General features: G+C 66.3%; 24 protein-coding genes. 10 read left to right on the top strand and 14 right to left on the bottom strand.

Going from position 1 to position 24,382, the window contains the following annotated elements; genetic code table 11:
* Positions 1-48: 48 nt before the first annotated feature.
* Positions 49-954 carry a lipid A hydroxylase LpxO gene (gene lpxO / locus VC212_RS03020; RefSeq protein WP_115552727.1) on the top strand — a complete coding sequence of 302 codons (906 nt, stop codon included), beginning with the start codon at positions 49-51 and terminating at the stop codon, positions 952-954.
* A 248-nt stretch (positions 955-1,202) separates the two neighbouring features.
* On the opposite strand, the gene VC212_RS03015 is transcribed toward lpxO, so the two are convergent.
* The 3 genes from VC212_RS03015 to VC212_RS03005 form a co-directional block, all read right to left on the bottom strand.
* Positions 1,203-1,622, bottom strand: a complete 420-nt coding sequence (locus VC212_RS03015) for a nuclear transport factor 2 family protein (protein WP_323514529.1) — start codon at positions 1,620-1,622, stop codon at positions 1,203-1,205.
* Between the two features lie 260 nt (positions 1,623-1,882).
* A complete protein-coding gene (locus VC212_RS03010; RefSeq protein WP_055853359.1) occupies positions 1,883-2,500 on the bottom strand; it encodes a YdcF family protein in 618 nt (205 codons plus the stop codon).
* Complete coding sequence (locus VC212_RS03005) at positions 2,485-3,444, bottom strand: pyridoxal-phosphate dependent enzyme (RefSeq protein ID WP_323514530.1); 960 nt, start codon at positions 3,442-3,444, stop codon at positions 2,485-2,487. The genes VC212_RS03010 and VC212_RS03005 overlap by 16 nt, the downstream gene beginning before the upstream one ends.
* A gap of 158 nt (positions 3,445-3,602) precedes the next feature.
* Here VC212_RS03005 and VC212_RS03000 point away from each other — a divergent pair, with 158 nt between their 5' ends.
* The 4 genes from VC212_RS03000 to VC212_RS02985 all read left to right on the top strand — a co-directional run bounded on the left by VC212_RS03000 (position 3,603) and on the right by VC212_RS02985 (position 8,457).
* Positions 3,603-4,067: a hypothetical protein gene (locus VC212_RS03000; RefSeq protein WP_323514531.1), complete on the top strand. Its 465-nt coding sequence runs from the start codon at positions 3,603-3,605 to the stop codon at positions 4,065-4,067.
* Between the two features lie 598 nt (positions 4,068-4,665).
* A complete protein-coding gene (gene mnmG / locus VC212_RS02995) occupies positions 4,666-6,570 on the top strand; it encodes a tRNA uridine-5-carboxymethylaminomethyl(34) synthesis enzyme MnmG (RefSeq protein ID WP_323514532.1) in 1,905 nt (634 codons plus the stop codon).
* A gap of 75 nt (positions 6,571-6,645) precedes the next feature.
* On the top strand, positions 6,646-7,467 hold the full coding sequence (locus VC212_RS02990; protein WP_115552914.1) for a nucleotidyltransferase domain-containing protein: 822 nt from the start codon (positions 6,646-6,648) through the stop codon (positions 7,465-7,467).
* Positions 7,468-7,746: 279 nt separating this feature from the next.
* Positions 7,747-8,457, top strand: coding sequence for a DUF2490 domain-containing protein (locus tag VC212_RS02985; protein WP_055853367.1), 711 nt, complete (start codon positions 7,747-7,749; stop codon positions 8,455-8,457).
* A gap of 146 nt (positions 8,458-8,603) precedes the next feature.
* On the opposite strand, the gene VC212_RS02980 is transcribed toward VC212_RS02985, so the two are convergent.
* Positions 8,604-9,551 carry an alpha/beta hydrolase gene (locus tag VC212_RS02980; RefSeq protein ID WP_115552723.1) on the bottom strand — a complete coding sequence of 316 codons (948 nt, stop codon included), beginning with the start codon at positions 9,549-9,551 and terminating at the stop codon, positions 8,604-8,606.
* A 454-nt stretch (positions 9,552-10,005) separates the two neighbouring features.
* A complete protein-coding gene (locus tag VC212_RS02975; RefSeq protein WP_115512800.1) occupies positions 10,006-10,866 on the bottom strand; it encodes a PA4780 family RIO1-like protein kinase in 861 nt (286 codons plus the stop codon).
* A gap of 146 nt (positions 10,867-11,012) precedes the next feature.
* Between VC212_RS02975 and VC212_RS02970 the strand changes: the two genes are divergently transcribed.
* Positions 11,013-11,873, top strand: a complete 861-nt coding sequence (locus tag VC212_RS02970) for an IclR family transcriptional regulator C-terminal domain-containing protein (protein ID WP_115528165.1) — start codon at positions 11,013-11,015, stop codon at positions 11,871-11,873.
* Positions 11,874-12,079: 206 nt separating this feature from the next.
* Here the strand turns inward: VC212_RS02970 and VC212_RS02965 are convergent, their stop codons facing one another.
* The 9 genes from VC212_RS02965 to VC212_RS02925 all read right to left on the bottom strand — a co-directional run bounded on the left by VC212_RS02965 (position 12,080) and on the right by VC212_RS02925 (position 20,154).
* Positions 12,080-13,006 (bottom strand): alpha/beta fold hydrolase, encoded by a 927-nt coding sequence (locus VC212_RS02965; protein ID WP_323514534.1) that lies wholly within the window; start codon positions 13,004-13,006, stop codon positions 12,080-12,082.
* 82 nt (positions 13,007-13,088) lie between these two features.
* Positions 13,089-13,475: a 4-carboxymuconolactone decarboxylase gene (gene pcaC, locus VC212_RS02960; RefSeq protein ID WP_055853377.1), complete on the bottom strand. Its 387-nt coding sequence runs from the start codon at positions 13,473-13,475 to the stop codon at positions 13,089-13,091.
* 25 nt (positions 13,476-13,500) lie between these two features.
* Entirely contained in the window at positions 13,501-14,283 is a 783-nt protein-coding gene (gene pcaD, locus VC212_RS02955) for a 3-oxoadipate enol-lactonase (protein WP_055853379.1), read from the bottom strand.
* Positions 14,284-14,293: 10 nt separating this feature from the next.
* Positions 14,294-15,646 carry a 3-carboxy-cis,cis-muconate cycloisomerase gene (locus tag VC212_RS02950; RefSeq protein WP_323514535.1) on the bottom strand — a complete coding sequence of 451 codons (1,353 nt, stop codon included), beginning with the start codon at positions 15,644-15,646 and terminating at the stop codon, positions 14,294-14,296.
* A 271-nt stretch (positions 15,647-15,917) separates the two neighbouring features.
* Positions 15,918-16,481, bottom strand: a complete 564-nt coding sequence (gene pcaG, locus VC212_RS02945) for a protocatechuate 3,4-dioxygenase subunit alpha (protein ID WP_323514536.1) — start codon at positions 16,479-16,481, stop codon at positions 15,918-15,920.
* A 4-nt stretch (positions 16,482-16,485) separates the two neighbouring features.
* A complete protein-coding gene (gene pcaH, locus VC212_RS02940) occupies positions 16,486-17,217 on the bottom strand; it encodes a protocatechuate 3,4-dioxygenase subunit beta (protein WP_323514538.1) in 732 nt (243 codons plus the stop codon).
* An 83-nt stretch (positions 17,218-17,300) separates the two neighbouring features.
* The gene (gene pcaF / locus VC212_RS02935; protein WP_115552719.1) at positions 17,301-18,509 is read right to left on the bottom strand and encodes a 3-oxoadipyl-CoA thiolase; all 1,209 of its coding nucleotides are present in this window, start codon (positions 18,507-18,509) and stop codon (positions 17,301-17,303) included.
* On the bottom strand, positions 18,506-19,294 hold the full coding sequence (locus VC212_RS02930) for a CoA-transferase subunit beta (protein WP_323514539.1): 789 nt from the start codon (positions 19,292-19,294) through the stop codon (positions 18,506-18,508). The genes pcaF and VC212_RS02930 overlap by 4 nt, the downstream gene beginning before the upstream one ends.
* Entirely contained in the window at positions 19,291-20,154 is an 864-nt protein-coding gene (locus tag VC212_RS02925) for a CoA-transferase (RefSeq protein WP_323514578.1), read from the bottom strand. Before VC212_RS02925 ends, VC212_RS02930 begins: the two co-directional genes overlap by 4 nt.
* Before the next feature lie 256 nt (positions 20,155-20,410).
* Between VC212_RS02925 and VC212_RS02920 the strand changes: the two genes are divergently transcribed.
* The 4 genes from VC212_RS02920 (at position 20,411) to VC212_RS02905 (ending at position 24,257) form a co-directional block, all read left to right on the top strand.
* Entirely contained in the window at positions 20,411-21,487 is a 1,077-nt protein-coding gene (locus VC212_RS02920; protein ID WP_055853391.1) for an aromatic ring-hydroxylating dioxygenase subunit alpha, read from the top strand.
* A gap of 22 nt (positions 21,488-21,509) precedes the next feature.
* The gene (locus tag VC212_RS02915) at positions 21,510-22,313 is read left to right on the top strand and encodes a GntR family transcriptional regulator (protein WP_055853392.1); all 804 of its coding nucleotides are present in this window, start codon (positions 21,510-21,512) and stop codon (positions 22,311-22,313) included.
* Positions 22,306-23,289, top strand: a complete 984-nt coding sequence (locus tag VC212_RS02910) for a PDR/VanB family oxidoreductase (RefSeq protein ID WP_055853394.1) — start codon at positions 22,306-22,308, stop codon at positions 23,287-23,289. The genes VC212_RS02915 and VC212_RS02910 overlap by 8 nt, the downstream gene beginning before the upstream one ends.
* 140 nt (positions 23,290-23,429) lie before the next feature.
* Entirely contained in the window at positions 23,430-24,257 is an 828-nt protein-coding gene (locus VC212_RS02905) for a DeoR family transcriptional regulator (protein WP_323514541.1), read from the top strand.
* Positions 24,258-24,382 lie beyond the last annotated feature (125 nt).

Here is a 24,382-nt window from a genome sequence, read left to right as displayed (position 1 = left end):
CTTCTGGTCCCCGCCCCAAGCGACCCCCGCCCCCAAACGGTTTCCCCCATGTTGAAGTGGCTTCTCATCGCGCTGTTCATCGCGTCGGCGCTGTACATCCATTACCGCGGTCGCGTGCGCCACCGGCTCAGCCGGCAGCTGCTCGACCATTCCACCTTCATGGCGCCGATCAACACGCTGATGTATCTGTGTTCGCGCGTGCCGACCACACCGTTTATCGACCCGGGCAAAGAATTCCCCGAGCTGGCGCCGCTGCGCGCCAACTGGCCGGTGATCCGCGATGAGGCGGTGGCGTTGCAGCAGATGCAGAAGATCCGCGCCGCCGACGGCTATACCGATATCGGCTTCAACTCGTTTTTCCGCCGCGGCTGGAAGCGCTTCTATCTGAAGTGGTACGGCACCGCGCACCCGTCGGCGGCCGAGTTGTGCCCGCAGACCACCGCGTTGCTCAAGTCCATCCCCACGGTGAAAGCGGCGATGTTCGCCGAGCTGCCGCCGGGGAGTGAGCTGCGCCCGCACCGCGACCCGTTCGCCGGCTCGATGCGCCTGCACCTGGGCCTGGCCACGCCCAACGACGACCGCTGCTTCATCGACGTCGATGGCCAGCGCCACAGTTGGCGCGACGGCGAGTGGACCATGTTCGACGAGACCTATATCCATCACGCGCGCAATGACACCGACCAGGACCGCATCATCCTGTTCTGCGATATCGAACGCCCGATGCGTTGGCGCTGGGCGGCGGCGCTGAATCGCTTCGTCGGCCGCAGCCTGCTGTCGGCCGGCGCCTCGCCCAATCAGGACGGCGACAAGACCGGCGGCATCAACCGCGTGTTCCGGTATTTCTACGCGGCGCGCCTGAAAGCCAAGGCGCTGAAAGAGCGCAACAACCCGCTGTACCAGGTGCTCAAGTGGAGCATCTTCATCCTGGTGGTGGTCGGCATCGTGCGGCTGTAACGCCCGACCACCCACGTAGGGGCGCACCCGGGCGCGAAGGCATTCCCCAGAACGCATCATCCCGCGCAGACAGGCGCGAATACCCGCCCAGCCGCTCCTGCCATCGCCGCCGACCGAACATGCAGCAGTGCTGTAACGCAAGACAAACCGCGTAGGAGCGCACCTGGGCGCGACGAGGCATTCCCGGTAACGCTTCATCGCGCCCGGGCGCGCCCCTACACAGGTCTAGCGCATGCCGATCGACGCTCTCAGCGCGACACCCGCGCAATCCATTCCTGCAGGTTGTAGTAGTTGGTGACGCGGGTGATCGCGCCGTCCTGCACATCGAAGAACGCACCGCCCGGCAGCACATAGGTCTGGCCGTTGGCATCGGGCAGGCCTTCGTCGGTGGTGTGGTAGACCCCGTGCACCACGTATTCGGCCCCCACCCGCGTGCCGTCATCGTTGGCGGTGATCACGATGTCGCGCAACTGCTCGCGGTAGCTGTCGTTCATGCGCTGCAGGAAGGCCGCGAATTCCGCACGGCCGATCTCGCGCGCACCTTGATTGAGGTCGTGCGCCACATCCTCGGCCAGGAACGCCAGCATGGCGTCCCAATCTCCGCGATTGAAGGCGTCGTAATAGGCCTGGACCAGGCCGATGGCGTGTTGCCGATTGCTCTCGCTCATGCTCGAACCTGCCGCTGGGAAAGCCGCATCATAGAGCGGGTTTTGCGTGCGCGCTGAGACGCGGTCAGCGTCCGACTGCATCGCAGGCGTTCCCCTACCTCGACGGCCGCGCCGTTACGCGCAGCGCACACCACCACACCATGCACCGCTGACGCCCGGTGCCGATCCATCGCGGCGAGGCGCTGGTGCAACCGCGACGCACCATCGCCCCGACTGGCTGAATCGCCAGTGGGGATGCCGCCGGATGCCACGCATCCGTTTCAGGGGCCCTGCACCACCAGATCGCGGTGGAAGAAGTAAACCTCCTGCAGCAGGAAGCGCCAGCTGGTGTGGAAACTGCGAAAGCGCGTACTCGGCGTAGACGAGGCCAGCGCGTCCACTCCCAGCTCCTGGCTCAGCCGCAGCGCGCGCGCCATGTGCAGCGGGTCGCTGACGATGATCGCCCGGTGCATGCCATGACGGGCCATCAAGATGCGCGCCTGCTCCAGGTTTTGCCGGGTGGTCCGCGAGACCGTCTCGATCACGATCGCTTCCGGCGGCACCCCGTGGCGCAGCGCGTAGCGCCGTGCCACCTGCGACTCGGAAAACCGCGCGCCATTGCCGAAGCCGCCAGTGAACAACAGCCGCGGCGCATAGCCCTGGTCGTACAGATCCAGCGCATGCCGGATCCGTTCTTCGAAGACGGGCGACGGGCGCGCGTCATAAGCCGCCGCGCCCAGCACGATGATCACGTCCGCCGGCGCCGCCTGATCGCGGTCGCCCACCCAGACGATCCAGCCAGCCACCGCCACCAGCCAGATCAGCGCCAGCATGCATAACCGCCAGCCCCAGCCCCACAGGCCGAGTCCGCGCGCACGCCTGCTCACGCCGCGGCCCACGGCAGTGCGTCCAGATCGACATTGCCGCCGGACAGGATCAGCCCGACCCTGCGCCCGGCAAACCGCGCCGGCTCGGCCAGCACCGCCGCCAGCGTGATGGCCGAAGACGGCTCCACCACCTGCTTGAGCAGCTGCCAGATCAGCCGCATCGCCTGCACCACGGCCTCATCGTCCACCGTGATCACCTGCGCGCCGGCCGCCTGCAGCAACGTAAAGTTCGGCGCGCCCAGGGTGCCGCGCAGACCATCGCAGACGGTGTCGGGCACGAAGTCGACCAGGCGCTGCCCAGCGGCCAGCGAGCGCGCGGTGTCGGCCGCCCCGCTTGGCTCGGCCAGCACCAGCGCACAGCCCGGCGCAGACCGCAGCGCCAACGCCGCACCGGCCGCCAACCCGCCGCCGCCGACCGGCGCCAGCAGCACATCCAGCCCGCCGCTTTGATGCAGCAACTCCAAGGTGGCCGTGCCCTGGCCGGCGATCACGGCCGGATCGGTGTACGGATGCACCAGGGTCGCGCCACTGGTGGCCTGGACCTGGGCACACAGATGCTCGCGTGCTGCGATGGTCGGCGCGCAACGCCACAGCGTGGCGCCATGCCGGGAAATATTGGCCAGCTTGGCGGCAACCGCGCCTTCGGGCACCACGACATGACAGCCGATACCGCGCGTACGAGCGGCCAGCGCCAACGCCGCGCCATGATTACCGGACGAGTGGGTGACCACGCCGTGCGGTGCCACGTCGTCAGGCAGCGACCACACCGCATTGCAGGCGCCGCGGAACTTGAACGCGCCGCTGCGCTGCAGGTGCTCGGCCTTGAAGAACAGCTGCGCACCGCACAGTGCGTCCAGGCGGTGCGAGGTCAGCAACGGTGTCGTCGCGCAGTGCGGCGCAATGCGCGCGGCGGCTTGCAGGACATCTGAATGGGCAAGAGGGACCGTGTCGATCATGCCTGCAAGATTAACGTATCGCCTCACTCTTCACGGCTCGCACGCACACCGCCTGCGCATGCTGGATCGATGAAAAAGCGCCACATTGCGGCACAGTTAAGGACCGATTCAATGCAGCGGTTCGAAAGTGAGATCATGGTTGCAGGAGGGCACCATCCATGAAATTCCGTCTGATCTTCGCCGCCGGGCTATTGGCCTTGGGCGGCTGCGCAACTTACGACTACACCGGAGGCGGGTCGGGCGGCTATTACCGTGGCGCGCCTGCTGTGCAGTATCGCTATCCGCCGGGATACTCGCCCTATAACTACGGCGGCCTCTACGGCGCTCCGTATGGTGCCGGTGCGATCGGGCTGTACGACTACCCGGTGTATCCGGTCTACCGTGGTGGTGGCTATTACTACCGGCAGAACGATCGCCGCCCGCAGTACCGCCCGCCGCGTCCGAACGGATCGTTCAACAACGGCCCGCGCCCGAATGGCCCGCGTCCGCAGCGTCCCAATTCGCCACCGACGACGGGTGCACCGCCCGCGCGGCCACCGGCACGGATCGGCGCGCCGCCGCGTGTGATTCGCGAGATCCAGCGCCAGACAGCGCCACGCAACAGCCGCCAGCAAATCCCATGACACGCTGACTGCGACGTGCCCCACAAATGGCGACATTGGGGGCTTGCGTTCAGTCGGCACTTGGTCGCAAGCTAGGTGCTCTGTGTGACCCGCCACGTCATGTTATGACCCGGCCCGCCCCACTGACCGACTTATGTCGATGTCCGACAGGGAAATCTGGATCCCCCCTGTTCCGGCCCTGTCGGATATCGGCGCCTCCAATGCATAAAGCCCCGGCATGCCGGGGCTTTATGCATTTGTAGATCGAGGATCGCAGGCGCATCAGGACGCGCAGCGCCTGCAGCCGCGCAATGATCGAGAAAGCGTGCAGGTGTTGCCGGAATCGCAAAAAAATAAGGGTCGGCAGTCCCCCGACTACCGACCCTTACGCTACCCCATCGCACGCGCGGCTGGCCCCTGTTCCAATTCCAGCCTTTGCGCCCATGTCGCAATGCCACGATAGGTGCAGTAGGGATATCCGCACGGAACGTGCCAACTTGAGGGTCACTATCTTGAAATGTGAATTACGTCACATATTTAACGTTTTAGTGACCATCGCGGCGCTTCAGTCGATACTTCTGCGGCCGTTTTCCTTCTCTCTGCTGATCAGTCCACGCCCATGTCCGACTCTTTCTATCGCTTCGACGTCATCGTGATCGGCGGCGGCCATGCCGGCACCGAGGCCGCGTTGGCGTCTGCGCGCGCAGGTGCCCGCACCTTGCTGCTGACTCACAACATCGAGACGGTGGGCGCGATGAGCTGCAATCCGGCCATCGGCGGGATCGGCAAGGGCCATCTGGTCAAAGAGATCGATGCGCTGGGTGGGGCGATGGCGCACGCGGCGGATCTGGCCGGCATCCAGTGGCGCACCCTCAATGCCTCCAAGGGGCCGGCGGTGCGTGCTACCCGCTGCCAGGCCGACCGCAACCTCTACCGCAACGCCATCCGTTGCATCGTCGAGGCACAGCCCAACCTGACCGTGTTCCAGGCGGCGGTGGACGATCTGATCATCAACAACGGCGCCGCCGAAGGCGACAGCGTGCGCGGAGTCATCACCCAGACCGGGCTGCGCTTTGAGGCGCCGGCGGTGGTGCTGACCGCCGGCACCTTCCTGGCCGGCAAGATCCATGTCGGCGAAACCCAATACGCGGCCGGGCGCATGGGCGACCCGCCCGCCACCACGCTGGCCGCGCGTCTGCGCGAGCGGCCGTTCGCGATCGACCGCCTCAAGACCGGCACCCCGCCGCGCATCGACGGGCGCACGCTCGACTACAGCGTCATGGCCGAACAACCCGGCGACGACCCGCTGCCGGTGATGTCGTTCATGGGCCAGGTCAGCGACCACCCACGCCAGGTCAGCTGCTGGATCACCCACACCACCGAGCAGACCCACGACATCATCCGCGGCGCACTGCACCGCTCGCCGCTGTATTCGGGGCAGATCGAAGGCATCGGCCCGCGCTACTGCCCGTCGATCGAAGACAAGGTGGTGCGCTTTGCCGAGAAGACCAGCCACCAGATCTTCGTTGAACCCGAAGGCCTGGAGGTGACCGAGATCTATCCCAACGGCATTTCCACCTCGCTGCCGTTCGATGTGCAGCTGGCGCTGGTGCGCTCGATCCACGGTTTTGCGCAGGCGCATATCACCCGCCCCGGCTACGCGATCGAATACGACTTCTTCGACCCGCGCGGGCTCAAGGCCTCGCTGGAAACCAAGGCGGTCGGCGGGCTGTTCTTTGCCGGACAGATCAACGGCACCACCGGTTACGAAGAGGCCGCCGCGCAAGGCCTGCTGGCCGGCCTCAATGCCGCCCGCCATGTGCAGGGGCTGCCGGCCTGGTCGCCGCGTCGCGACGAAGCCTACCTAGGCGTGCTGGTGGACGATTTGATCACCCACGGCACTACCGAGCCGTATCGCATGTTCACCAGCCGCGCCGAATACCGGCTGCAGCTGCGCGAAGACAATGCCGATACACGCCTGACCGGGGTGGGCCGCGCGATGGGTCTGGTCGATGAGGCGCGCTGGGCGCGCTTTTCGGCCAAGCAGGATGCGGTGCAACGCGAGACCGCACGCCTGTCGGCGCTGTGGGCGACGCCGGGCAATGCGCTGGGTCGCGAAGTGGCGCAGACGCTGAACGTGTCGCTCAGCCGCGAAACCAATGTGCTGGACCTGATCAAGCGCCCGGAACTCAACTACGCCACGCTGATGCGCGTGCCGACACTGGGGCCGGGCGTGGACGATACGCAGGTGGCCGAACAGGTCGAAATCAGCGTCAAGTACGCCGGTTATCTGGATCGCCAGCGCGACGATATCGCACGCCAGCAACGCCAGGAAAATACGCCGATCCCGGAAGACTTCGACTACGCCGGCGTGCGCGGTCTGTCGATCGAAGTACAGCAGAAACTCGAACGCGTGCGCCCGCAACACATCGGTCAGGCACAACGCATTCCCGGCATGACCCCGGCAGCGATCTCGCTGCTGCTGGTGCATCTGGAACGCGCGCGGCGTAGCAAGGTTGCATGATCTGTCCGTGAGCCGGGCTGCATCTGCGTGAGCTGGTTATGATTGGGGCACGTCATGCACAAGGACAGCGACCCCATGGACATCCATCCCATCGCAGCGGACAAACGCGAGGCAGTGCTGGCGGCGTTGCGTGAGATCGAGCAGCAACATGAGGTCCGCATTCTGCTGGCGTGCGAATCGGGCAGCCGCGGCTGGGGATTTTCGTCGCCCGACAGCGATTACGACGCACGCTTTGTCTACGTCCATCGGCGCGATTGGTATCTGAGCGTCAATGAAAGCACCGGCCCCGGCGAGCCGCAGCGCGACGTGATCGAGCTGCCGATCTCCGACGATCTGGATGTCAGCGGCTGGGACCTGCGCAAGGCATTGCGGTTGGTCTCCAAGTCCAATCCGACGCTGCTGGAATGGCTGCATTCGCCGGTGGTGTATCGGCAAGATCCGGTTGCTGTCGAGCAGTTGCGGACGATCGCCGCGCACTTCTATTCACCGCTTGGCACCTGGTGGCATTACTTCAACATGGCCAAGAGCAACTATCGCGGCTACCTGCGCGGTGAGCGGATTCGTACCAAGAAATATCTGTACGTCTTGCGCCCGATTCTGGCCTGTCAGTGGATCGAGCGCCGCCAGGACATGCCGCCGATGGCATTTGAATTGCTGCTGGACGAACTGCTGCCGAGTGGAGACCTGCGCGAGGAAATCGAGCGTTTGCTGGCGCTCAAGCGCATCTCCACAGAAGTGGAAGATGGACCACGGATTGCGGTGATCAGCGATTTTATCGAAGCAGAACTCGACCGCATGGGCACGGCGCAGCCACAGCTGCCGGCCGGCAGCGGGCGTTCGGATGCCCTGGACACCTTGTTTCGGCAGATGCTCTCCAACGACGCTGCATCGCCCTGAGGCATTGGGATGCGCTGTCGGTCTGGAGATCGACCGCCGGTCACAGCAGCGCAGCGCAGGGCTGGCGATGTCGGCGTATCGGCCTGGTCTCACAGAAGGCAAACACAGACATGTCACTTGGCTCCAGGCCTGCACACCTTGCCAGCGAATGCACTGAAGCGATGGCGTATCCCGATTAGCGAAGCCCCAGCCGAACAGAGGCGTTACGGGTGGACCAGACGGTCGATGGAAACGCGATAGATGTTGCTATGATTTGCCAACGCCGACACATTTCACTAAATGAACGCATTTGGCACGCTACGGACCGCAACGTTTCGCATCGCCGGTCCTGTTCTGTTTTTACTGCTGGGAAGTATCTCCACCGCCCATGCCAATACCGAAGAAGATGGCCGATATTGGCTGAGTATCTACGCCCAGGGCAAATTGCCGGTCGAGAACCTTTACTGGAGCATGGATATTCATCCGCGCTGGCGCGAGGAAGGCGAGCAGTTCGATCAATTGATCCTGCGCCCTGCGGTGTTTTACCGGCTCAACCCCAAGGCCAGCGTCTGGATGGGGTATGACACCATCATCAGCCATCCGGCCGGCCAGCCGTCCAACCGCGAAAATCGCTGGTGGGGACAGTTTCAGTATCAGTTCGATCCGATCGCCGAGATCAGCATCACCAGCCGCACACGTCTGGAGCAGCGCCACCGCGAAGACTTCAGCGATGAGGGCTACCGCGTGCGGCAAATGATCCGCGCCACCCGCCCGAGCGGATTCAGTCCGCAACTGTCCTGGGTGCTGTTCAACGAGCTGTTCGTCAATCTCGATCAGACGCAATGGGGCGCACGCCGCGGTATCGACCAGAACCGCGTCTTCGTCGGCATCAACTGGAAGTTCAACGCCATTTCCAATATGGACGTCGGTTATCTCAACCAGTTCGTCAATACGCGCGCAGTGGACCGCGAAAACCACGTATTGATGACGACGCTCCGCTTCAACTTCTAAACGCCGCGGTAGCGCGCCGGCACCGAGTGCCGGATCGCGCCGGAGTTTGTTCGCGCGGACCGAAGCGGCAGCGCGTTTGCATCCGCACCGTGCGCCAACCCGCCACGATGCTGCGCGTAGTGCCGACACCTCGGCAATACGCCGGATTACGCCGGCAACAGCCGCTGTCGCAGCATTTCGGCAAACAGGTCCACGGTCTTGTCGGCTGCCTGGATGATGCTGGCCATATGGATGAAGCCGTGCACCATGCCGGGAAAGGTGTGCACGCTGACCTCGACACCGGCTGCGCGCAGGCGCTCGGCATAGCGCAGGCCTTCGTCGTGCAGAACGTCGCGCTCGGCCAGCACGATCAGCGCCGGCGCAACGCCGCTCAGATCCGGAGCAAGCAGCGGCGAGACGCGCCAATCCAGGGCGATGGCAGGATCCTTGATGAAATGCTGGTTGAAAAACTGCGTGGCCTGCCGGGTCAGCGGTGGAATGTCGGCATTGGTCGTGCGGGACGGATACTCGCCGCTGTCTTCGCGTGCGTCTGTGAGCGGGTACAGCAGCAGCTGACAGCGCAGCGCAATGCCGGCATCGCGTGCGGCCACTGCAGCGGCGGCAGCCATCGCGCCGCCGATGCTGTCGCCGGCCACCGCCAACCGCTGTGGATCTGCGCCGGCCTGCTCGGGATGCGCGGCCAGCCACTGCACAGTGGCGATGACGTCCTCCACGCCGGCCGGCGCGGGGTGCTCGGGAGCCAGCCGGTAATCGACGGCCAGCACCTGGCAACCAGCGCGTGCCGCGAGCTGTCGGCACACATCGTCATGCGACTCCAGATCGCCCACCACGCCGCCGCCACCGTGCACAAACACGCAGGTTGGCGCGGGCGCGTCGCTCAGGCCCGGCGGCCGATACAACCGGAGCGGCACGTTGCCAACAGCGGTGTCGGCCTGCACGGCGCGCACCTGCGCCATCTCCAGCACCGGAAAGCCGAGCTGCGCTCCCAGCCCACGCATCATTGCGCGTGCGTCTGCCAGGGGCAGCGTTTCCATCGGCGGCTGGGCAGCCTGCTGGAGAACAGCGAACAGGCGAACGACATCGGGATCGAACATGGCGGTCTCGTTGGCAGTGGAGGACTACCGAGTTTGCCTGATACTTATTTTAAATAACCATTAAATGAAATAACTACCTGGCCGGATGACGCGCGATCGCTTGGGCAGGCCTGTGCTGGCTTGATACAGAAGGGTTCTGAGCTGCAACGCGTTACATCTTGCGGGCATGCACACGACCACCTGCAACCCCGATTGCTGCGTTGCATCGCGTGGATGCGCAACCGCATGCCGCGTGCGCAGACTTACAAGCGCAGACCGTGCGGGATGAAGCGGCAACGCGCCTCATCCCCGTGCCGTCGTTGCCGTCGTTTAGACGCACCGTGGCTCAGTTCGCGTCAATCCCATCAATTCGGAAGCAACAGGGTCGCGTCTGGACAGGTGCCGCCCGTGCCACGGCAGGCCCCGTGCCGGCGGCCGCCGAGCAAGGCAATCCGCCGTGTGGCGCACGCAGCGATCAGTCGTCGTCTTCGGCGGCGGCTTCACGGCCTTGCTGGCGGATCAGGTTTTCCTGCCGCGCGTCTTCAATGGAGGCGCGGATGGCGCGCACGTCGGCGCGCTTGGTGTCGAACTTGAAGCGGCCGGTGAGCACGCTGTCCGGGCGCAACTCACCCTTTTCGTAAAGCGCCCACATTTCTTCGCCGTAGTGGGTGTCGAGCAGCTCCGGAGCGAAGCGGCCCAGGCAGTCGCGCAAGTTGTGCACATCGCGCAGCAGCATGTCGCGCGCGGCATTGTTGCCGGCGGCACTGACCACCTGCGGGAAATCGATCACCACCGGGCCGTCGGGCGAGACCAGCACGTTGTATTCGGACAGATCGCCGTGCACCAGACCCAGCGACAGCATCTTGACCACATCGCCGATCAGGCTGACATGGAACGCGTGCGCCTGCTCCGGCTCCAGCTCCACTTCGCCCAACCGTGGTGCGCTGTGACCGGCGGCATCGGTGACCAGATCCATCAGCAGCACGCCATGGAAATAGCCGCGCGGCTTGGGCACGTGCACGCCGGCATCCACCAGTTGGTAGAGCGCGTCGGCTTCGGTGTTCTTCCATGCGGTCTCGGCTTCACGGCGGCCGAACTTGGTGGCCTTGCCCATCGCGCGCGCCTGGCGGCTGCCGCGCACCTTGCGGCCTTCCTGATATTGCACGCGCGCCTGGAAGCTGCGTTGCGCCATGTCCTTGTAGACCTTGGCGCACAGGATGTCGGCGCCGGCGCTGACCACGTAGACGGAGGCTTCCTTGCCGCTCTTCAGTGGTCGCAACACTTCGTCGATGACACCGTCGTCGATCAGCGGCTGCAGGCCCTTGGGGGTTTTCATGGACGAGGGGGACCGATCCGAAACAAGTCAGCAGCGATTATGCGGCAAGCAGGATGAAGTGCTTACATGCGAGGCGCACAGTGCGACCGGAAGCAGGCATTGGCGCGAGCGCTTACCATGCGTGGACCTGCCTGACGCGCGATCCGATGCCCGAGCCCACCGCCAGCCGCCGCAAACGTCCCGCCGCAATCGCCGCGACCGGGAGCGAGCGCGGCCTGCCATACGAGTTGATGCAGCAGATTGCCGCCGCCCAGGGCGACCCGGACTTCATGACCTCGCTGGGGCGCGGGCTGGTGGTGCTGAGCGTGTTCGCCCAGCACCCGCGCGAGGTGACCATGTCGCAGATCAGCCTGGAAACCGGCATCTCGCGAGCGGCGGTGCGGCGGGTGCTGCATACGCTGGCCAAGCTGGGCTATGTCGGCGAGCAGGGCCGTGGCTATGTGCTGTTGCCGCGCGTGCTGGGCATTGGCGGCGCCTACGCGGCGTCTTCGGCGATGACCGCGGCGGCCCAGCCGGTGCTGGACGGGTTGCGCGACCAACTGCACGAGTCCTGCTCGCTGGGCGTCCTGGACGGCGACGACCTGCTGTACGTGGCGCGCGCGGAGACGGTGCGGATCATGTCGATCGGGCTACGCCCGGGCACGCGGTTGCCGGCCTATTGCACCTCGATGGGCCGGGTGCTGCTGGCGGCCCTGCCCGGCGATACCTTGCAGGCCTACCTGGAGCGCACCACGCTGCGCCCGCGCACCGACCGAACGGTGACCCAGGCCTCGGCGCTGCTGGAGGTCCTGGCGCGTGCGCGCCGCGAAGGCATGTGCCTGACCGATCAGGAGCTGGAGATCGGCCTGCGTTCGATCGCAGTGCCGGTGCGCAACCTGCGTGGCGAGGTGATTGCCGCGCTCAACATCGGCGCGCAGGCCGGGCGCGTCAGCCTGCAGACCATGCAGACGCAGTTGCTGGAGCCGTTGAAGCTGGCGGCGCAGCGCCTGGGAGCGTTGTTGAGTTAGCGCGTGCGGCGCGTCTTGAGCGCTGTAGCAGTCTCGATCCTGGGTGACGCGGCCGAGGGCTGCGGGCTGCGCGTGGCCTGGGTCCCGCACACAAGCGTGACGTGCGCCTCGCGCACAGCTGCATGTCATTGCTTCGCATGCAGCAGGCAGCGCGTTGGTCGCGTGCTCCTGCACGCACCCGACGCACCCGCCACCCGCGTCAGGGCTCAGCGCGGCCGACGCAGGAAGCCCACCACCGTCTCCACCCAGGCCGCATGGGTGTCTTCCACATGCGCCACATGATCGGCGTGCGGCAAGGTAATCCAGCTACGGTCTTGGCTGCCCAGGCGTGCGAACAGATGCGCGTTGTCCGCTTGTGTGGCGATGGGATCGTCGACGCCGCGCAGCAGCAGCACCGGCAACGTCGTGACCTGCTCGGGCTGGAACGCGAACTGCGCCATCGCGCGCCAGTCCGTGCGCACCGGGTCGGCCGCCAGCGACTGCGCCACGTAGGCCGCACGCACGCCAGGGGGCGCCGCGTCGGCAGTGATGAAATCCTCGCCGGCCGCCGCGGCGGTGGTGCGTGCGCGTAAGGGCTGGGCCGGTGTTGGCGCGTCGGTGGGCGGCGCATCGACATCGTCGGGGAAGCCGTACAGCACCAGCGCGGACACCGCCTGCGGGTGTTGCTGGCCGACCAGCAGCGCGACCCGCGCGCCGTTGGAATAGCCGATCAAGGCGGGAGGCGGCAGACCCGGGTGTTGCCGGGCAACCCAGGCCAGCATCTGCGCGACATCGCGCACCGCGCGGTCGGGCGTGTTCCATCCGCTGCGGTCGCGTGCACTGCCGCCGTAGCCGCGCAGGTCCACCGCGTAGGCGGCGAGCCCGGCCTGTGCGAAGGCCGCCAGCACCGAGCGCGAATCGGCCGCTTCGCCCGGCACCTGCAGGTCGAAGTTGGGCAGCGAACTCCAGGTGCGGCCATGCACCAGCAGTACCGCGCCACGCGGCTGCACAGGCACGCGCGACCACACCGCCAGTGCCTGGCCATCGTCGGCGCGCACCTGCGCCAGCTGGGTGCCGGGCCCGGGCTGCGGTTGTGCCCCAGCGGCCAGCGAGAACAGCAACAGCAGGAGCAGGTAGGCGGGTCGGAACGTCATGCGGCATCTCGTCATGGGCGCGGTGGACCGGGCACGCTGCGTGGCATGGCAGGCAGACGCGAAAACGATGATGCGGGCCGCGTCAGGTCTCGGCAGCCTGTTCTTCCAGGATCGGTTTGGCCAGCGCAAAGGCATGGTTGGCCGCCGGGACGCCGCAATAGATGGCCGCCTGCAGCAGCACTTCCTTGATCTGCTCGGGGGTGACGCCGTTGTTGCGCGCGGCGCGCACATGCAGCTTGAATTCTTCGTCGTGGCCCAACGCGACCATCATCGACAACGTGATCAACGAGCGGGTATGCGCAGGCAGGCCGTCGCGGGTCCAGATGGTGCCCCAGGCGTAACGGGTGATCAGGTCCTGAAACTCGGTGGTGAGCTCGGTGCGTGCGGCCAGCGAGCGCTCGACATGCGCTTCGCCCAGCACACGGCGGCGTTCGCGCAGGCCGGCTTGATAGCGTTCGTCTTCGTGCATGTGCGTCCTCGTCATACGGAAAAGATCAGTCGGCTTGCAGGAACCCCAGCACCGCGTCGTTGAACGCGGCCGGCGATTCCAGATTGCAGATATGGCGGCCCGGTACCTGGGCGTAATGTCCGTCGGGCGCGGCGTAGGCGATCTCGCGCAGGTCCGGCGGCGGGCACACCGGGTCGTCGTCGCCGGCCAGGGCCAGCAGCGGCAGGTTCAGCCCATCCAGCGCGCCGCGGAAATCGGCCTCGGCCACCGCCTGGCAGCAGGCGATGTATCCGTCCGGGGAGGTGGAGACGAAGGCGGCGGCGATCATGTCCAGGCGCTGCGCGTGGCTGATGGAAAATTCCGGGGTAAACCAGCGCTGCAGCGTGGCATCGATCAGCATCGGCAGGCCTTCGCTGCGCACCTGCTCGATGCGGGTTTCCCAGGTGGCGGTGCTGCCGATCTTCTGCGCGGTGGCGCAGACCACCAGCCGGCGCAGCCGTTGCGCGGCATGCAGTCCCAGCCACTGCCCGGTCAGCCCGCCGATCGACAGCCCGCAGAAATCGCTGCGCTCGATCTGCAAGGCATCCCATAGCGCCAGCACGTCCTGTCCCAGGTCGGCCACGCTGTAGGGACCTGGCGGAGAGTCGGAATAGCCATGGCCGCGGCGGTCGTAACGCAGGATGCGGTAATGCGGGGCGAAGGCTTCGATCTGCACGTCCCACATGTGCATGTCGGTGCCGAGCGAATTGCAGAAGGTCAGCCAGGGCCGCCCGTCGGTGCCGTCCAGACGGTAATGCAGGCGATGCGTGGGCAATTGCAGATAGGCCATCGAAGCACCGTCAACGGGAGGAAGAAGCGGCCAGTACGCGATCGATCCAGACCGAGGACATGCCGCGCCAGCTGTCGCTATCGAACACCGCGTGCAGTTGCGCGTGCGTGAGTACTGCACTCACCTGCGCGTCCTCTGCCAAGACCTCGCGCAGATGCCGCTGCTGCGCCTGCGCAATCGCCACTGCCTGTTCGACCAGCGCGTGCGCCTGCGGCTTGCCGAGCTGCGGGGCCAGCGCGAACACCACCGCCTCGGCGTAGAGCACGCCGCCATGGCTTTCCAGGTGCTGACGCATGCGCGTGCGGTCCAGTTCCAGCTCGGCCAGGCAGGCCTGCATCTGCGCCAGGCTGCCGGCAGTCAGGCAGACGATCTGCGGCAAGGTGTCCCATTCGGCATGCCACTGCCCGGCGGCACGCTCATGCGGCTGCGCCATCGCACTGAACAAGGTAGAAATCAGCCCGGGCACGCGGGTGGCCGCGGCCACCGCCGCCACGCTGGAAACGGGGTTGCGCTTGTGCGGCATCGCCGATGAGCCGCCCTTGCCGGCCGCCGCGGGCTCGAAGGCTTCGCCGACCTCCGATTGCATCAGCAGCACCACATCACCGCCGATCTTGCCCAGCGTGCCGGCGAGCAGGCCGAACGCGCAGCCAACCTCGACGATGCGGTCGCGCGCGGTGTGCCAGGGCAACGCAGGCAAAGGAAGCGCCAGGGTGGCGGCAAGCGCCTGGGCCACGTCCAGGCCGCGCGCCTGCAATGAGGCCAAGGTGCCGGCCGCGCCACCGAATTGCAGCACCAGCGCGTCGTGCCGCAACGCGTGCAGACGCCGATGCGCGCGCTGCAAGGCATCCAGCCAGCCGGCCACCTTGAGCCCGAAGGTCACCGGCACGGCCTGCTGCAACAAGGTGCGCCCGGGCAGACCAGTGTCGCGCTCGCGTGCGGCCAACGCGGCCAACGTGTCGCACAGACGCTGCAGGCGCGGCAGCAGCAAATCGAGCGCGGCGCGCAGCTGCAACACGCTGCCGGTATCGATGACGTCCTGGCTGGTGGCCCCCCAGTGCACCCAGCGCGCGGCCGCAGCATCGTGCGCAGCGACGCGCGCGGTCAGCGCCTTGACCAGCGGAATGGCGGGGTTGCCGGCGAGCGCGGTGGCCTGCGCCAAGGCGGCCATGTCGTAGTGCTGCACATCGCAGGCCGCTGCGATGGACGCGGCAGCTTCGGCAGGAATGACATCGCACTGCGCCTGCGCGCGGGCAAGCGCGGATTCGAAGTGCAGCATGGCCTGCACACGCGCCGCATCGTTGAACAATGCGTCGCACGCAGGCTCGCCAAACAAGGATCCCAACAACAAAGACGTCGCACTCATGCATCGCATCTCTTGGCGTGCCGGCAGCATGGCACCGAAGCACGGGGGTGCCAACTAGACGTTAGGGCAATACGCGCAGCGCCCGCAGCGCGGTCGCAGCGGGCGAAGGTGACAGCGTGCACCCCTGGTTTGCATGCGTGCCTTGGGCACCCCGATGTGCACTTGTGCGCCTGCCATGCTGCCGTGCGCGGCGCTGCATGCCGCCTGGCCAGGCCAGCGGCGCACGTGCAGACACAGGCTGCCGTGTGCGGCACGTGCGCCGATCTGCGGATCAATACCGGAAGAACACGGTCTCTGTGTCGCCTTGCATATGGATATCCCAGGCATAGGCGCCATTGCCGGATGGCTGGGCCAGCAAGGTGGCGCGGCGCGCGGCCGGCACCAGCGCAAGGATCGGGTCGCTGCCCAGCTGCGGGTCATCGGCGAAGTACAGGCGCGTCGAAGCGCCCCGCAACAGCCCACGCATGAACACCAGCACGCTCAAATGCGCGGCCTGCAGCGTGCCCTCCGGCCCGGCGACGGCGCCCGGCTTGACCGTGCTGAAGCTAAAACGCCCCTGCGCATCGGTCGGCACCCGGCCCCAGCCATCGAAGCTGGCGTCGTGCATCTGGTAACGGCTGTCGGCGGCATGCGCATAGATACCGGCGGCATCGGCTTGCCACAGTTCCAGCACCGCGTCGGCCACCGGGACGCCGGCACCATCGAAGACGCAGCCGCTGATCTGCACGTGCGTGCCGGCGGCCTGCGCCGGTGCGAGCTGGTCGCGATACAGCGGCTCCAGCCCAAGCCGGTAATACGGGCCGACGGTTTGCGAAGGGGTTGCGTGCAGGCTCATCGATTCACTCCCAGACCGTTTGCTTGCGGCCGCGCAGCACGATGTCGAAGCGGTAGGCCAGGGCATATTCGCTGATGGCGTTTTCCCAGTCGAAACTGGACACCATGCGCTCGCGCGCCAGCGCATCGTCGACGCAGTTGTAGATGGGGTCGTGCGCCAGCAGCGGGTCGCCCGGGAAATACATCTGGGTGATCAGCCGTTGCCCGATGCCATCGCCGTGCAGCGAAAAATGGATGTGCGCCGGCCGCCAGGCGTTGTAGTGATTGCGCCACGGATACGCGCCCGGCTTGATGGTCTTGAAGACGTAGCGGCCATGCTCATCGGTGAGCACCTGGCCAGTGCCGCGGAAGTTGGGGTCCAGCGGTGCGTCGTGACGATCGCCAGCATGCTGGTAACGGCCGGCCGCGTTGCATTGCCACACTTCCACCACGCTGTTGCGCACCGGCTTGCCGTTTTCGTCGAGCACGCGGCCGGAAACGATGATGCGCTCGCCCAGCGGCTCGCCACTGAATCCTGCGGTGAGGTCGGCTGCATGCTCGCCCAGGGTGAGCCGATCCAAGCGCGGGCCGGTGACTTCCGACAGCGTGGCCGGGATATCGATGGGCGCCCGCGTTGGGCCGCGCAAGGCGGTGGAGGCGTAGGCCGGATGCAGATAGGCCGGCTGCGTGCCCGGCCGGGTGCGGCGGTAGCCGAGCAGCGGGTCTGCAAGTGTCGAATCATCGGGGGCATCGCGCATCGTGAGATCTCCCTGCGCCGCACTGCGGCATGGTCAAGCGGTGTAGGTGTGCGGTGGCGGCGCAGTGGTTGCAGTGGGCCGGCTCACAGGCGCTCGATCGCCAGTGCCACACCCTGCCCTACACCGACGCACATGCTGGCCAGCCCGAGCCGGCCGTTGCACGCTTCCAGTTGCCGCAGCAAGGTGAGCGCCAGCCGCGCGCCGCTCATGCCGAGCGGATGACCGAGCGCAATGGCGCCGCCGTTGGCGTTGACATGCGCAGCATCGTCGGGGAACCCGAACGCGCGCGTGCAGGCCAACGCCTGCGCGGCGAAGGCTTCGTTGAGTTCGATCGCATCGAACTGCTCGATGCGCAAGTTCAGCCGCGCCAACAGACGCTGCGTGGCCGGCACCGGGCCCATGCCCATGTAGGCCGGCTCGACACCTGCCGACGCAAAACCCAGCACGCGTGCGCGCGGGGTCAACCGATGCGTCTGCACGGCCTGCGCGGATGCCAACAACAACGCGGCAGCACCGTCGTTGATGCCGGACGCATTGCCGGCCGTCACGCTGCCGGGCTGGCGGAACACTGGTTTGAGCTTGGCCAGCATCTCGGCGGTGGTATTCGGGCGCGGCGCTTCGTCGTATTCGACGCTGACGGCATCGCCGCCCTTGCGCGCCGCCACCGGTACCGAAGTGATCTCCGCATCGAAGAAACCGGCGGCCTGGGCGGCGGCCACGCGCTGCTGGCTACGCAATGCGAAAGCGTCCTGATCCTCGCGCGAAATGGCATGGCGCTGCGCGACGTTCTCGGCGGTTTCGCCCATCAACTCGGTGCCGTAGGCGGCTTGCAGGCGCGGGTTGATGAAGCGCCAGCCCATGGTGGTGTCTTCGAGCTGCTGGGTGCGGGCGAAGGCGCTTTCGGCCTTGCCCATCACCCAGGGCGCGCGCGACATCGATTCGACACCGCCGGCGATCGCCAGCCCCAGCTCCTCGGCGCGGATGCCGCGCGCCACCGTGCCGATCGCATCCAACCCGGAACCGCACAGGCGATTGAGCGTGCTGCCCGGCACCGAACTCGGCAGGCCCGCCAGCAACAGGCTCATACGCGCGACATTGCGGTTGTCTTCGCCGGCCTGGTTGGCGCAGCCCAGATACACATCGTCGATGGCGGCCGGGTCCAGCTGCGGATGACGGGCCAGCAACGCGGCAATCGGCACCGCGCCCAGGTCGTCGGGACGCACGCTGGACAGCACGCCGCCGTAACGGCCGATGGGCGTGCGGATGCCGTCGATCAGATAGACCTCGCTCATGCCTCCGCTCCTGCCGAGTGGGTGCCATGTGCGGCGTCGGTACGCGCCTGCAGCGCGCGCAATGCATGCAGTTCCGTCGTGCTGGGCGGTGCGGTCTGGGCGAGGTCGTCGGCAAAGCGGATCGACCAACCAGTCGCCGCGCTGACCTGCTCGCGGCTGATCCCCGGGTGCAGCGAAGTCACGGTGAGTTCGCGGGTCACCGCATCGGGTTCCATCACGCACAGGTCGGTGACCACCACGGTGGGGCCGGCGCCTGGCAGGCCGGCACGCGTGCGCGCATCGCCACCGTCCAGATGCCCGACCGTGGTGATGAAGTCCAGCACCGACACGAAGCTGCGTTTGGACTGCCGCATGATGATGAACACCTGCTTGGCGCTGGCCGCGATTTCCGGCGCGCCACCGGCGCCGGGCAACCGCGTCTTCGGCGCGGCGTAATCGCCGATCACAGTGGTGTTGAGGTTGGCGTGGCGATCGATCTGCGCCGCGCCCAGGAAGCCGACATCTACCCGACCGCCCTGCAACCAGTAACGAAAAATCTCCGGCGTGGAGACCACGGTGTCGGCAGTCTCGGCCAGCTCGCCGTCGCCGATCGAGAGCGGCAGTACGTCCGGGCGTGCGCCGATCGGGCCGGATTCGTAGATCAAGGTGACATCCGGCGCATGCGTGAGCCGGGCCAGATTGGCCGCGGTGGACGGCAGACCGATGCCGACGAAACACACCGCTTCATCGGGCAGGCGGCGCGCCGCGGCCACAGTCATCATTTCATTGGTGCTGTACGCGCTCATGCGGCCTCCTGCTGCTGCGAGTGCTCATACACGCGCATGAATGCGGCGAAGTCGTCGGTGTCCAGAATATGCGTCTGGATCCACGCCTGGAAGCGCGCGCGGTCGCGCGCAATCGCGTCCCAGGCCAGATAAAACCGGTTGTCGCGGGCGTAGTAGCCATGCGCGTACGACGGCGCCGCGCCGCCAGGCACATGACACACCGCATCGACCACCCAGCGCGGCAGGATGCAGGCGTTGGCTGGCGCGTCGAGCGTGTCGACGATTTCTTCCACCGTCACGATCAGCTTGCGCGCGGCCAGTGCCGCCTCTTTCTGCACCCCAAGAATCCCCCACAGCAAGACGTTGCCGCGTCGGTCGGCCTGCTGTGCGTGGATGACGGTGACATCGGGGTTCACCGCCGGCGTGGTGGCCAGCGTTTCGCCGGTGTACGGGCATTGCAGGAACTTGATGCTGTCGTTGACGCGCGGCAGGTCCGAACCGACATAGCCGCGCAGCACCGCGAATGGCAGGCCCGACGCACCGGCCACGTAGGCGTTGGCCATGTCGGCATGGCTATGTTCGCGGATCTGCAGCGGCTGCGGCCAGGCGTGTTCGACTGCATCGCGCAGCCGGTGCAGCGAGCCGACCCCCGGATTGCCGCCCCACGAAAACCGCAACGCCGATGCGCAGCCGGCGCCGATCAGCTGGTCGTAGATCAGGTCCGGTGTCATGCGCACCAGACGCAGCTCGCGTTTGCGCTGGCGGATCACTTCATGGCCGGCCGCATGCGGGATCAGATGGGTGAAACCCTCCATCGCCACGCAATCGCCGTCGGCGATCAGGTGGGACACCGCATCTCTCAGGGAGACGATTTCGACCATGGCACCACCCCGCGCTGCGAACGTACAGCCACGGTAGAGCCGGCCGAACAGCGCGGTCAATACGATTATCGGCGATTGAATTCGATAATCGCACAATTTCCATCTGGCAATAACGCTCCGACATTGTCTCCGGTGTATACATAACTTCGCTCGCAAGCAGACGCCAGCGCTGGAATGCGCGCTAACTGGTTGCCGGCCGACGCAGTGCGTCGATTCGTATCCCAGGTTGTATACAAAAACCCCAGGAGTCACGGTCATGTCCCAGTCCAAGCCGCTGTTTCCCCTCAACGCGTGGTATGCCGTCGCCTGGGACCACGAAATCAAGCACGCCCTGACGCCGCGCAAGGTCTGCAACCTGGAAGTGGTGGTCTACCGCACCACGGCCGGCGCAGTGGTCGCGCTGGAAGACGCTTGCTGGCACCGGCTGGTGCCGCTGTCGATGGGCAAGCTGCGCGGCGACGATGTGGTGTGCGGCTATCACGGCCTGGTCTACAACACCCAGGGCCGCTGCGTGCACATGCCCTCGCAGGAGACCATCAACCCGTCCGCCTGCGTGCGCAGTTTTCCGGTGGCCGAGAAGCATCGCTACGTGTGGATCTGGCCAGGCGACCCTGCGCAGGCCGACACCGCGCTCATCCCCGACCTGCATTGGGCGCACGACCCGGCCTGGGCCGGCGATGGCCGCACCATTTACGCCAAGTGCGATTACCGATTGGTGCTGGATAACCTGATGGACCTGACCCACGAGACCTTCGTGCACGGGTCCAGCATCGGCCAGGACGAGATCGCCGAAGCGCCGTTCGATGTTGTGCATGGCGACCGCTCGGTGGTGGTCTCGCGCTGGATGCGCAACATCGACCCGCCGCCGTTCTGGGCCAGCCAGATTGCGAAACACCTGGATTACCACGGCAAGGTCGACCGCTGGCAGATCATCCGCTTCGAAGCGCCCGGCACCATCGCCATCGATGTCGGTGTAGCCATCACCGGCACCGGCGCGCCGGAGGGCGACCGCAGTCAGGGCGTCAACGGTTATGTGCTCAATACGATTACGCCGGAGACCGACACCACCTGCCACTATTTCTGGGCGTTCATGCGCAACTACGCGCTGCACGATCAGTCGTTGACCACGCTCACCCGCGCCGGCGTCACCGGTGTGTTCGGCGAGGACGAGGCGATCCTGGAAGCGCAGCAACGCGCCATCGATGCGCACCCGGATCACACCTTCTACAACCTCAACGTCGATTCCGGCGGCATGTGGGCACGGCGGGTGATCGATCGTCTGATTGCCCAGGAACAGCGCGCGCAGGATCTGTCGCTGCGCATGGTGGGCTGAGCGCAGCGCACAGGAGACCGCCATGCCACCGACCACACCGTTCCACAGCAGCGCCGCGCAAACCACCCGCGCGCTGCTCTCGCTGCGTGAGCTGATCCTCGACGGCACCCTGCCCTCTGGTGCGCGATTGTCCGAGTTGGCCGTGGTGCAACGGCTGGGCATGTCGCGTACGCCGGTACGTGCGGCACTGCAACGCCTGTGCGAAGAAGGCCTGGCCCGCGCGCTGCCGGGTGGCGGCTACGCGGTGCAGGCCTTCAGCGAGCGCGACGTGCACGACGCCATCGAACTGCGCGGCACGCTCGAAGGGCTGGCCGCACGCATGGCCGCCGAGCGCGGTGTCTCACACGCGCAGCTTGCCCAGGCGCACGCGCTGCTGGCGGAGATCGATGCCATTGTCGGCACGCCACCGCAGGCCATCGACTTCGCCGCCTATGTCCAGGCCAATGCGCTGTTCCACGCCTTGCTGGTGGCGATGGCCGGCAGCGACGTGCTCGGCCGCGAACTCACCCGCGTGCTGCAGCTGCCCTTCGCCTCGCCCAATAGCCTGGTTATGGCACAGACCAGTGCTGCCGACGCGCATGTGATCCTGACCCTGGCACAGGACCAGCATCGCGAAGTGATTGCCGCCATCGAGCAGCGCCATGGCAGCCGCGCCGAAGCGCTGATGCGCGAGCACGCACGTCTGGCGCACCGCAATTTGCGCCACATCCTGCAAACCCCCGCGGCCATCGCCCAGGTGCGCGGCGGCGCACTGATCGGCCGCGCCCATGCATTCAACGCCGGCAGTGCCCGGCACGCTCTTCTGCCTGGAGTTCCTTATGCGTAAAGACACCCAATGGCATCGCGCCCATGTCGTCAGCATTGCCGACGCCTGCGACGGCGTGCGCGAAATCGTGCTCGATCCGGGCACCGCAGCACGCACCTTCGAGGTGGGCAGCCACCTGGATTTTCGCGTGCAATTGCATGGCCGCAGCGATGTGCGCTCTTACTCGCTGGTGGGCGAGCCGCGTGCGGACGGGCATTACCAGATCGCGGTACGGCAGATGCCGGACAGCCGTGGCGGCTCGCGGCATATGTGGACGCTGCAGCCCGGCGATGCAGTGGAGATATCTCCCCCGAACAACAACTTTGCGCTGGACGAACGCGGCGAAGAAATCCTGTTGATCGCCGGCGGTATTGGCATCACACCGATCCTGGGCATGGCGCAGCGGCTGGCGCAGCGGCATCAGGCGTTTCGCCTGCTGTATGTCGGGCGCTCGCGCAGCGCGATGGCCTACGTGGACCAGTTGGAAGCGCTGCTCGGCGCGCGTCTGCAGCTCCATTGCGACGACGCTGACGGCCCGCCCGATCTTGCCGCCGAACTAGCGCGGCTGTCGCCCAATGCCGAGGTCTATGTGTGCGGGCCGTTGGGGATGCTGGAAGCGGTGCGCCAACACTGGCATGCCGGCGGTCGCCCGCGCGCGCGGTTGCATTTTGAAACCTTCGGCAATAGTGGCCGGGTACCGGCGCAAGCGTTCGTGGTCAAGCTGCCCGGGCTCGGCCTGGAAGTGCCGGTGGCCGAAAACGAATCGATGCTCGATGCCCTGGCCGATGCCGGGGTGGAGCTGATTGCCGAATGCCGTCGTGGCGAATGCGGGTTGTGCGTGGTGGAGGTGCTCGACAGCGCGGCCGATATCGATCACCGCGATGTGTTCTTCAGCGACGAGCAACGCCGCGAAAATCGCAAACTGTGCGCCTGCGTGTCGCGTGCGGTGGGTGGCAGCATCAGCATCGATACCGGCTACCGCGGCGGGCTGGGCTGAGCGTAGCGGTCATGCTGACCGCGCCCGCCATTGCGCCGGCGCGGTGCTGCTGACTCGCCATGCGCCGTGCGACGGCGCAGAGCGATCGGTCCGCTTGGCGGACCAAGGCCTGCAACCGCTGTGCTTGCATCCTCACGCGCATGCGCGATCATCTGCGCATGGAGTCAACTCACTACAGGACTGTCCCGGCGCCGGCATTGAACCCGCGCCAGGAGCAATTGGTGGCGCTGGTGCGGCAGCAGGGCTTTGCCGATGTCGAAGGCCTGGCCACGCGCTTTGAGGTCACCCCGCAAACTATTCGGCGCGATCTGACCTTGCTGTGCGATGCCGGCGTGCTGCGTCGCTACCACGGCGGCGTCAGCATGCCCTCCAGCGTGGAAAACCTGGCCTACACCGCGCGCAAGGCGCTGCAGGCACGCGAAAAGCAGCACATCGCCACGCACGTCGCGCGCTTCATTCCCGACGACGCCTCGCTGTTCATCAACCTCGGCACCACCAACGAAGAAGTCGCGCGCGCATTGCTGCAGCATCGCGGCCTGCGCGTGATCACCAACAACCTCAACGTGGCGGTAATGCTCAGCGCCAACCCCAGTTTCGAGGTGATCGTGGCCGGCGGCGTGGTGCGCGGGCGCGACCAGGGCGTGACCGGCGAGGCCACGGTGGAGCTGATCCGTCAGTTCAAGGTGGACTTCGGGGTGATCGGCATTTCCGGGATCGATCTGGACGGCACCCTGCTGGATTTCGATTACCAGGAAGTGCGGGTGGCCCAGGCCATCATCGAGCACTCGCGCCAGGTGGTGCTTGCTGCCGACCACAGCAAGTTCGGCCGCAACGCCATGGTGCGGCTGGGCGCCATCGCACAGGTGCACGACTGGTTCACCGACCGACCGCCGCCGCAGGAACTGGCCAGCGTGCTGGCCGAGGCCGGCACCCGGGTGCACCTGGCGAGCGCGACCGACACGGGCTGAGAGATTGTTCGTTTAAGTACGTTTGCGATACGCAGATGCCGTCCTGCCCTCTCAATTGATTCATTTTCTCAATGAATTCTCAATTTTCGATGGGCCACATAACCTAAAAAGCCTTTCATTCAAAG

Origin of the sequence: Xanthomonas sp. WHRI 8932A, assembly GCF_035012785.1 — a bacterium.
In the GTDB taxonomy this organism is placed as follows: domain Bacteria; phylum Pseudomonadota; class Gammaproteobacteria; order Xanthomonadales; family Xanthomonadaceae; genus Xanthomonas.
The sequence above is the reverse complement of the archived record's forward strand: the minus strand, read 5'-3'. Positions and strand labels throughout refer to the sequence as shown.

What these genes read in the sequence shown, in the direction of transcription:
- lpxO (WP_115552727.1), top strand. Translation starts at nt 49, where the DNA reads ATGTTGAAGTGGCTTCTCATCGCGCTGTTCATCGCGTCGGCGCTGTAC.
- VC212_RS03015 (WP_323514529.1), bottom strand. Translation starts at nt 1,622, where the DNA reads ATGAGCGAGAGCAATCGGCAACACGCCATCGGCCTGGTCCAGGCCTAT.
- VC212_RS03005 (WP_323514530.1), bottom strand. Translation starts at nt 3,444, where the DNA reads ATGATCGACACGGTCCCTCTTGCCCATTCAGATGTCCTGCAAGCCGCC.
- VC212_RS03000 (WP_323514531.1), top strand. Translation starts at nt 3,603, where the DNA reads ATGAAATTCCGTCTGATCTTCGCCGCCGGGCTATTGGCCTTGGGCGGC.
- mnmG (WP_323514532.1), top strand. Translation starts at nt 4,666, where the DNA reads ATGTCCGACTCTTTCTATCGCTTCGACGTCATCGTGATCGGCGGCGGC.
- VC212_RS02990 (WP_115552914.1), top strand. Translation starts at nt 6,646, where the DNA reads ATGGACATCCATCCCATCGCAGCGGACAAACGCGAGGCAGTGCTGGCG.
- VC212_RS02985 (WP_055853367.1), top strand. Translation starts at nt 7,747, where the DNA reads ATGAACGCATTTGGCACGCTACGGACCGCAACGTTTCGCATCGCCGGT.
- VC212_RS02980 (WP_115552723.1), bottom strand. Translation starts at nt 9,551, where the DNA reads ATGTTCGATCCCGATGTCGTTCGCCTGTTCGCTGTTCTCCAGCAGGCT.
- VC212_RS02975 (WP_115512800.1), bottom strand. Translation starts at nt 10,866, where the DNA reads ATGAAAACCCCCAAGGGCCTGCAGCCGCTGATCGACGACGGTGTCATC.
- VC212_RS02970 (WP_115528165.1), top strand. Translation starts at nt 11,013, where the DNA reads ATGCCCGAGCCCACCGCCAGCCGCCGCAAACGTCCCGCCGCAATCGCC.
- VC212_RS02965 (WP_323514534.1), bottom strand. Translation starts at nt 13,006, where the DNA reads ATGACGTTCCGACCCGCCTACCTGCTCCTGCTGTTGCTGTTCTCGCTG.
- pcaC (WP_055853377.1), bottom strand. Translation starts at nt 13,475, where the DNA reads ATGCACGAAGACGAACGCTATCAAGCCGGCCTGCGCGAACGCCGCCGT.
- pcaD (WP_055853379.1), bottom strand. Translation starts at nt 14,283, where the DNA reads ATGGCCTATCTGCAATTGCCCACGCATCGCCTGCATTACCGTCTGGAC.
- VC212_RS02950 (WP_323514535.1), bottom strand. Translation starts at nt 15,646, where the DNA reads ATGAGTGCGACGTCTTTGTTGTTGGGATCCTTGTTTGGCGAGCCTGCG.
- pcaG (WP_323514536.1), bottom strand. Translation starts at nt 16,481, where the DNA reads ATGAGCCTGCACGCAACCCCTTCGCAAACCGTCGGCCCGTATTACCGG.
- pcaH (WP_323514538.1), bottom strand. Translation starts at nt 17,217, where the DNA reads ATGCGCGATGCCCCCGATGATTCGACACTTGCAGACCCGCTGCTCGGC.
- pcaF (WP_115552719.1), bottom strand. Translation starts at nt 18,509, where the DNA reads ATGAGCGAGGTCTATCTGATCGACGGCATCCGCACGCCCATCGGCCGT.
- VC212_RS02930 (WP_323514539.1), bottom strand. Translation starts at nt 19,294, where the DNA reads ATGAGCGCGTACAGCACCAATGAAATGATGACTGTGGCCGCGGCGCGC.
- VC212_RS02925 (WP_323514578.1), bottom strand. Translation starts at nt 20,154, where the DNA reads ATGGTCGAAATCGTCTCCCTGAGAGATGCGGTGTCCCACCTGATCGCC.
- VC212_RS02920 (WP_055853391.1), top strand. Translation starts at nt 20,411, where the DNA reads ATGTCCCAGTCCAAGCCGCTGTTTCCCCTCAACGCGTGGTATGCCGTC.
- VC212_RS02915 (WP_055853392.1), top strand. Translation starts at nt 21,510, where the DNA reads ATGCCACCGACCACACCGTTCCACAGCAGCGCCGCGCAAACCACCCGC.
- VC212_RS02910 (WP_055853394.1), top strand. Translation starts at nt 22,306, where the DNA reads ATGCGTAAAGACACCCAATGGCATCGCGCCCATGTCGTCAGCATTGCC.
- VC212_RS02905 (WP_323514541.1), top strand. Translation starts at nt 23,430, where the DNA reads ATGCGCGATCATCTGCGCATGGAGTCAACTCACTACAGGACTGTCCCG.